This window comes from Streptomyces sp. NPDC058257, assembly GCF_042881845.1.
Taxonomy (GTDB): Bacteria; Actinomycetota; Actinomycetes; order Streptomycetales; family Streptomycetaceae; genus Streptomyces.
The window spans coordinates 187732-194918 of sequence record NZ_JBHVXJ010000004.1; the positions used below are offsets into that span (position 1 = coordinate 187732).

Below are 7187 nucleotides of genomic sequence, written 5' to 3' on the forward strand. Positions count from 1 at the left end.
CGTGCCCCGTACACGGACCGCTAGCGTGCCGGGCATGAGCGCTACAGATTCACCCGCCCACCCCCGTTTCGCCGCGGCTCTGAGCGAGCTCGGCCTCGCTGAACTCGTCAGCGAGGTCCGCGGCTTCCCGGAGGGGGCCCGCACCGCCCAGGAGGCCGCGACGGCGATCGGCTGCGAGCTGAGCCAGATCTGCAAGTCCCTGATCTTCGCGGCGGACGGCGTCCCGGTCCTGGTCCTCATGGACGGCGCCTCGCGGGTGGACGTGGAGCTCGTGCGGTGGGAGTTGTGCGCGGCCAAGGTGACGCGCGCGAAGGCGGACGTCGTCCGGGAGACCACGGGGTACGCGATCGGTGGCGTACCGCCCTTCGGCCACGCTTCGAGGACACGGGTCCTGGCGGACCGCTCGCTGCTCAACCACGAGGTGGTGTGGGCGGCGGCGGGCACCCCGCACGCCGTCTTCCCCATGGCGCCCAAGGACCTGATCGACCACGCGAACGGCACCCTGGTGGACGTGCGCGAGCTCGCCAAGTGACGCCGCTGGTGGCGGCGGCGGTCCTGCTGGCCGCCGTGACGCACGCGTGCTGGAACGCGATAGCGCACCACATCACCGACAAGCTGGTCGGCTTCACGCTCATCTCCGGCGGCGGGCTGCTGATCGGACTGCTCATCGCCCCGTTCGCGGCGATGCCGGCCGCCGAGGCGTGGCCGTATCTGATCGTCTCCGCGGCGATCCACGTCGGCTACTACGCCCTGCTCATGAAGTCCTTCAAGCTCGGCGACTTCGGCCAGGCGTACCCGATCGCGCGCGGCACGGCGCCGCTGGTGGTCACGGTCCTCGCGGCGGTCTTCGCGGGCGAGATCCCCGATGGCTGGCAGGCGGCGGGGGTCGCGGTCTCGTGCGCGGGCCTCACGGGACTCGCACTCTGGGGCATACGCGGAACGGGCCGACGCCCCGACTGGGCGGCGATCGGCGCGGCGCTCGCGACGGGCGTCTCGATCGCGGCGTACACGGTGGTGGACGGGCTGGGCGTGCGCGCCTCCGGCTCCTCGATGGGCTACATCGCGTGGCTGATGATCATGGAGGGCCTCGGGATTCCGCTGTACGCGGCGTACCGCTGGCGGGGCGAACTGCTCGGGCGACTGCGCCCGTTCGCGAAGGTGGGCCTGCTGGGAGCGGCGCTCTCAGTGGCGGCGTACGGCCTGGTCCTGTGGGCCCAGACCAAGGCGGACCTGGCCCCGATCTCGGCACTCCGGGAGTCCTCGATCATCGTCGGCGCGGCAATAGGGGCGATCTTCTTCAAGGAGAAATTCGGGGCGCCGAGGCTCGTGGCGGCCGGACTGATGGTGGCCGGAATCGGCCTGATGCTGCACGCGGGCTGAGGCCCCCGGTCGGGGTGGGGTGTGTTGCAGGAAAGTCCCGCCGACACGCCGCAGTTCACGGCGTGTCGGCGGGACTTTCCTGCAACAGCCGGGCGATCCGGATCGGGGCTAGGTCGGTTGTTGGCGTACTGCGTTGGCTACGGCCGTTGTCACGAGCCTCTTGACTGTTGTCGTGGTTGGTGGAGGGGAGTCGCGGTCCGCGAACAGGAGGTGCCCGCCGCCGACCAGGGAGAGGGTGAGTGAGTCGATGTCGGCGTCCGCCGCGACGCGGCCCCGTTCACGCTCGTCGGCCAGGTAGGCGGAGATCGCGCTCGTGGCCTGAGCCAGGATCGCGATGCCGCCTCCGGGCCTCGCGATCCGCAGCCGCGTGCGCAGCTCGTCCCGGAAGGTGATGAGCGGGATGATCGCCACTGGAATCGGCCCGAACAGGGTGGTCAGCGCGCTGGTGAGGTTGTCGGCCACCGTGCCGGTGCCCGCGGCGTCGCGCAGCGCGCTCGCCTGCGTCTCCAGTCGCGCGGCCCGGTCGAGCACGAGGTCGGTGAGGAAGGCGTCGAAGTCGGCGAAGTGCCGGTGCAGGACACCTTTGGCGCAGCCCGCCTCGTCGGTGACGGCCCGGCTCGTCAGGCCGGTCGGCCCGTCCCGCAGGAGTACGCGCTCGGCGGCGTCGAACAGCTGCTGCCGCGCATCGCGAAGGTGCAACCCGGTCGGCACTCACAGATCCTCTCGTGCGGCGGTCAGCCCGTCGGCATCCCGTTGTTGAGTGGGCACTCGTTGTCGAGTGGGCGCTCGTTGTCGAGTGGGCGCTCGCCCACTAAGGTGGGCGCATGCCCACCTTACCGCGAGAAGAGCCACAACCACCCACGGCGAAGTCGCATACGGCCCGGCGGATGGCCGAGTCGTTCGGCGTGGACGCCCAACGCTACGACCAGGCCCGGCCCGGCTACCCCGACGCGTTGGTGGCACGGATCGTCGCCGGCAGCCCGGGGACCGACGTGCTCGACGTCGGCTGCGGCACCGGCATCGCGGCGCGCCAGTTCCAGGCCGCCGGATGCGCCACGCTCGGCGTCGAGCCCGATGCGCGGATGGCCGACGTCGCGCGGGCCCGTGGCCTTGAGGTCGACGTGGCGGCCTTCGAAGCCTGGCAGTCTGACGGACGGACGTTCGACACTGTCATCGCCGCGCAGTCATGGCACTGGGTGGATCCGGTCGCCGGTGCCGTAAAGGCGGCACGTGTGCTGCGTCCCGGCGGACGGCTGGCGATCTTTGGGCACGTGTACGAGCCGCCTGCCGAGGTGGCCGAACCGTTCGCCGCCGCCTACCGGCGGGCGGCTCCCGACTCCCCGCTGGGCGGGCAGCCGGCCCGACGTCCGCTCGATCTCTACCGGGCGGGATACGCGAAGTTCGCCGACACGATCCGCGAGACCGGGCAGTTCGACGCTCCCGAACAGTGGCGATTCGACTGGGAGCGGTCCTACACGCGCGACCAATGGCTCGACCTGCTCCCCACCACCGGCGGCCTCACCCGACTTCGCCCGGATCAGCTCGCCGGGATACTGGACGCGGTCGGGAGCGCCATCGACTCCCTGGGCGGGCACTTCACGATGAGCTACACCACCTTGGCCACGACCGCCGTACGCGTCGGCACGGGCGGCGGAGGGGGTGCCTGAGGGGCGGTGCCTGAGGGGTGCCTGAGGGGCGCCTGAGGGGGTGTCCTGGGGTGGTGTCCTGGGGTGGTGGTGCCCGTCGCGGTGGTGACCCTCGGCTGCGAAGCGGCTTCTTGACTCTCACACCGTGGCAGGCGGTCAGCTCGGAGACATCATGTTCATCATTGGAGACTTCGCCCGGCACGGCCGCGTCTCAGTCCGGATGCTGCGTCACTACGACGCGACCGGCCTGCTGCGCCCGGCCCACGTCGACCCTGCCAGCGGCTACCGCTACTACAGCGCTGTCCAGCTCGCCCGCCTCAACCGGATCATCGCGCTCAAGGACCTCGGATTCACCCTCCAGCAGGTCCGGGACATCGTGGACGAGAAGGTCGCCGCCGAGGAACTGCGCGGCATGCTGCGGCTGCGACAGGCCGAACTGGAGACCGCGATGGCTCTCGCGCGAGCACGGCTGGTGCAGGTCGAGGCGAGGCTCCAAGCGATCGAGAGCGAGGGCCACATGCCCACGAACGACGTTGTCATCAAGAGCGTCCCCACCGTCCGGGTGGCGGAGCTGACCGCGACCGCCGCCGGCTTCGAACCCGAGGACATCTCCCCGGTCATCGGACCGCTGTACGAGGAGCTGTTCCGGTGCCTCGACTCCGCGGGCATCACCCCTACGGGCCCAGGTGTCGCCTACTACGAGGACGAGGACGCCCCGGAGGGCGGCGGCAGGATCAGGGTCCACGCCGCCGTCCAGGTCTCCGCCCCTCTCCAGGACGGCGCCTTCCGCGTCCTCGACCTGCCGCCCCTCGCCCAGGCCGCGACCATCGTGCACCGCGGTTCGATGGACACCGTGCTCCCCACCGCCCAGGCCCTGGCCCACTGGACCGATGCCAACGGCTACCGGGCGAACGGCTACCCCCGAGAGGTCAGCCTGGAGTGCCCCGAGAACCGTGCCGACTGGGTGACGGAACTACAGGCACCGGTGGTCCAGGCATGAGCCGTCGCGCCCGAGCTTGACCGGTGATCACGCTCGGGCGGCGGGAGACCGCAACGGTCTCCCGCCGTCCGACCCGGGTGTCCGGCCTCACCGCCCGCCGACATGACGCAGCCCCGGGCGCGGTCCCCTACCGGGTGACCTTCACCGTCCGCGGATCGAAGCCGAACGGCAGTTCGAGCCGGTGTGCCCCCATCAGCTCCTCGTCCCCGAGCAGCTCGCCCGTCGGGCCGTCCGCCGCGATCACTCCCTCGCTCAGGATCAGCGCGCGGGGGCACAGCTCCAGCGCGTACGGAAGGTCGTGCGTGACCATCAGGACCGTTACGTCCAACGACCTGAGAATGTCCGCCAGTTCGCGGCGTGACGCGGGGTCCAGGTTCGAGGACGGTTCGTCGAGGACCAGGATCTCCGGCTCCATCGCCAGGACCGTCGCCACCGCGACCCGCCTGCGCTGGCCGAAGGAGAGGTGGTGCGGTGGGCGGTCCGTGAACTCCGCCATGCCGACCTGTGACAGCGCCTTCTGGACGCGGGCCTCCAGCTCGGGGCCGCGCATTCCGGCCGCCGCCGGGCCGAACGCCACGTCCTCGCGGACCGTCGGCATGAACAACTGGTCGTCCGGGTCCTGGAAGACGATGCCGACCCGGCGCCTGATCTCCGCCATGTGCTTCTTGCCGACCGGGAGGCCCGCGACGGTGACCGTGCCCGCGCCTCCCGTCAGGATGCCGTTCAGGTGCAGGACGAGCGTCGTCTTGCCCGCGCCGTTCGGGCCGAGCAGCGCGACCCGCTCGCCGCGGCCGATCGTCATGTCGACGCCGAAGAGCGCCTGATGCCCGTCGGGGTAGGCGAAGGCGAGGCCCGAGACCTCAAGAGAAGCGGCAGCAGCGGTCACAGGGTCCATCCCAGCAGGCAGACGACAAGAGCGGCGCCCGGCAGGGCGAAAGCGTACGTCCACTGCGCACGCGAGGCGGTCACCTCGTCGATCACCGGCATCGAACCGGCGTAACCCCGGCTGACCATGGCCAGATGCACCCGCTCGCCCCTCTCGTACGAGCGGATGAAGAGCGCGCCGGCGGACTTCGCGAGGACGCCCCACTGCCGTACGCCCCGCGCCTCGAAACCGCGTGACTCGCGTGCGATCTTCATGCGGCGCATCTCGTCCGTGATCACGTCGCCGTACCGGATCATGAACGAGGCGATCTGGACGAGCAGCGGCGGCAGCTTCAGGCGCTGGAGGCCCAGGAGCAGTGCGCGTAGTTCCGTGGTGGAGGCCAGGAGTACGGATGCCGCTACGCCGAGGGTGCCCTTGGCGAGGACGTTCCAGGCGCCCCAGAGGCCGTTCACGCTCAGGGACACACCGAGTACGTCGACGCGCTCGCCCTCCGCCACGAACGGCATGAGCACCGCGAACGCCACGAACGGGACCTCGATGAGCAGCCGCTTCAGGAGGAACGGGAGGGGGACGCGGGAGGCGTACGCCACCGCGCCGATGAGCAGTGCGTAGAGGCCGAACGCCCACATCGCCTCGCGCGGTGTGGAGACCACCACGACCACGAAGCAGAAGACCGCCGCCAGCTTGGTGTGCGGAGGCAGCGCGTGCACCGGCGAGTGGCCGGGCCGGTAGAGCCGGTGGGCGTGGCCCGCGCCCATGTCAGGCTTTCTCGGAGGCGGAGGCGGAGGCGGAGGCGGAGGCGGGAGCAGAGGCGGAGGCAGGGGTCGAGCCGGTCGACGCCGGGTCCGCGTCCGTCGTACGGCGGCGCCGCAGCGCCCAGAAGATCCCGGAGCCCGCGACGACGGTGACGCCGACGCCGATCACGCCCGCGAGGCCGCCGGAGAGGCGGGAGTCGGTGATGTCCTTGACGCCGTAGTCGGCGAGCGGGGAGTCCGAGCCGGCGTGCTCCTCGGCCTTCTTGTCGATGCCCTTGTCGTGCGCGACCTTCTCCAGGCCGTCGGGGTTCGCGGAGGCGTAGAAGCTGACGAAGCCCGCCAGGACGAGGGAGGCGATCAGGCCCGAGATCCACACCTTGCGGTGCGAGCGGGCAGCGACGGCGACGGGGGCGGGCTCTTCGGCCACGGGGGCGTCGACCAGTTCGCCGTCGACGCGGAGCTTGAGCTTCTGCGTCAGGCCGCGGGCCCCGTGGACGAGGTCGGGGCGGACCGCGATGACGGCGCCGACGGTGAGCGCGGTGATCGCCGCCTCGCCGATGCCGATGAGGACGTGCACGCCGATCATCGCCGAGGCGACCTTGCCGATGGAGACGTCCGTGGTGCCGCCGAGCGCGTAGATGAACGTGAAGGCGACCGCGGCGGCGGGCACGGAGATCAGCGCGGCGACGAAGGAGGAGGCGGTGATGGAGCGGCGGGTGCGCGGGAGCACCTTCACCAGGCCGCGGAAGATGAAGTAGGCCACGACGGTCGTGACGATCGCCATGTCCGTGATGTTCACGCCGAGCGCGGTCAGGCCGCCGTCCGCGAAGAGCACGCCCTGCATGAGAAGGACGACGGACACACAGAGGACCCCTGTGTAGGGGCCGACGAGTATCGCGGCGAGCGCCCCGCCGAGCAGGTGTCCGCTGGTGCCCGCGGCCACGGGGAAGTTCAGCATCTGTACGGCGAAGATGAACGCGGCCACCAGGCCTGCGAGCGGCGCCGTCCGTTCGTCCAGCTCACGCCGTGCGCCGCGGAGGCTGACGGCAACCGCTCCGGCGGCGATGACCCCGGTGACGGCGGAGACGGGTGCGTTGATGAATCCGTCGGGGACATGCATGCGCGCGCTCCTGGGCAGGACAGGAAGAGAGTAGGACCGAGCGGATCGCTCGTGAACCGTTCAATGATAGTGCCTTGTTGCGAACGGCTTGCAAGAGCAGCCTCTACCCAGTTATCCGCCCAGTCATCCCGGTCGACCCTGGAGCGAGAATACGAATATATGGGACATTAGAGGACAGAAGGAACGTGATGGTGAGGAGTTCGGCGATGTCCGCAGTAGAACAGTTCGCACGCGCCCACGTCGTCACGGACTCCCCTGACGACCAGCTCGCCGTCCCCGCCGTCCTGCGCTACGACCCGGAGGCGGGGCCCCCCCCCGGGGGGGGGGGGCGCGCCCGGGGGCCCCCCATCCCCGGGCCCCCCGCCTGGGCGGGCGCGCGGGAGGGGCGAGTGAAAGGGGC

General features: G+C 70.9%; 8 protein-coding genes and 1 pseudogene. 5 read left to right on the plus strand and 4 right to left on the minus strand.

The features are described 5' to 3' along the window. Positions 1-34 precede the first annotated feature (34 nt). Positions 35-532: a YbaK/EbsC family protein gene (locus ACFVXC_RS13310; protein ID WP_389904776.1), complete on the plus strand. Its 498-nt coding sequence runs from the start codon at positions 35-37 to the stop codon at positions 530-532. Then, positions 529-1380: an EamA family transporter gene (locus ACFVXC_RS13315; protein ID WP_389904778.1), complete on the plus strand. Its 852-nt coding sequence runs from the start codon at positions 529-531 to the stop codon at positions 1378-1380. The genes ACFVXC_RS13310 and ACFVXC_RS13315 overlap by 4 nt, the downstream gene beginning before the upstream one ends. Before the next feature lie 108 nt (positions 1381-1488). On the opposite strand, the gene ACFVXC_RS13320 is transcribed toward ACFVXC_RS13315, so the two are convergent. Continuing rightward, positions 1489-2091, minus strand: coding sequence for a TetR/AcrR family transcriptional regulator (locus ACFVXC_RS13320; RefSeq protein WP_389904781.1), 603 nt, complete (start codon positions 2089-2091; stop codon positions 1489-1491). Positions 2092-2204: 113 nt separating this feature from the next. Here ACFVXC_RS13320 and ACFVXC_RS13325 point away from each other — a divergent pair, with 113 nt between their 5' ends. Together ACFVXC_RS13325 and ACFVXC_RS13330 are read left to right on the plus strand one after the other, a co-directional pair. Beyond that, positions 2205-3047 carry a class I SAM-dependent methyltransferase gene (locus ACFVXC_RS13325; RefSeq protein WP_389904782.1) on the plus strand — a complete coding sequence of 281 codons (843 nt, stop codon included), beginning with the start codon at positions 2205-2207 and terminating at the stop codon, positions 3045-3047. A 151-nt stretch (positions 3048-3198) separates the two neighbouring features. After that, positions 3199-4026, plus strand: coding sequence for a MerR family transcriptional regulator (locus ACFVXC_RS13330; RefSeq protein ID WP_389904785.1), 828 nt, complete (start codon positions 3199-3201; stop codon positions 4024-4026). A gap of 127 nt (positions 4027-4153) precedes the next feature. Here the strand turns inward: ACFVXC_RS13330 and ACFVXC_RS13335 are convergent, their stop codons facing one another. From ACFVXC_RS13335 to ACFVXC_RS13345, 3 genes are read right to left on the minus strand one after another with little or no spacing between them, the layout of a single operon-like run. Then, on the minus strand, positions 4154-4921 hold the full coding sequence (locus ACFVXC_RS13335; protein ID WP_389904787.1) for an energy-coupling factor ABC transporter ATP-binding protein: 768 nt from the start codon (positions 4919-4921) through the stop codon (positions 4154-4156). After that, positions 4909-5670 (minus strand): cobalt ECF transporter T component CbiQ, encoded by a 762-nt coding sequence (gene cbiQ / locus ACFVXC_RS13340; protein ID WP_389904789.1) that lies wholly within the window; start codon positions 5668-5670, stop codon positions 4909-4911. The genes ACFVXC_RS13335 and cbiQ overlap by 13 nt, the downstream gene beginning before the upstream one ends. A 1-nt stretch (position 5671) precedes the next feature. Then, complete coding sequence (locus ACFVXC_RS13345; RefSeq protein ID WP_389904792.1) at positions 5672-6787, minus strand: energy-coupling factor ABC transporter permease; 1116 nt, start codon at positions 6785-6787, stop codon at positions 5672-5674. A gap of 206 nt (positions 6788-6993) precedes the next feature. On the opposite strand from ACFVXC_RS13345, the pseudogene ACFVXC_RS13350 reads away from it, so the two are divergent. Continuing rightward, positions 6994-7187: pseudogene (locus ACFVXC_RS13350) on the plus strand (hypothetical protein); the annotation flags it as partial.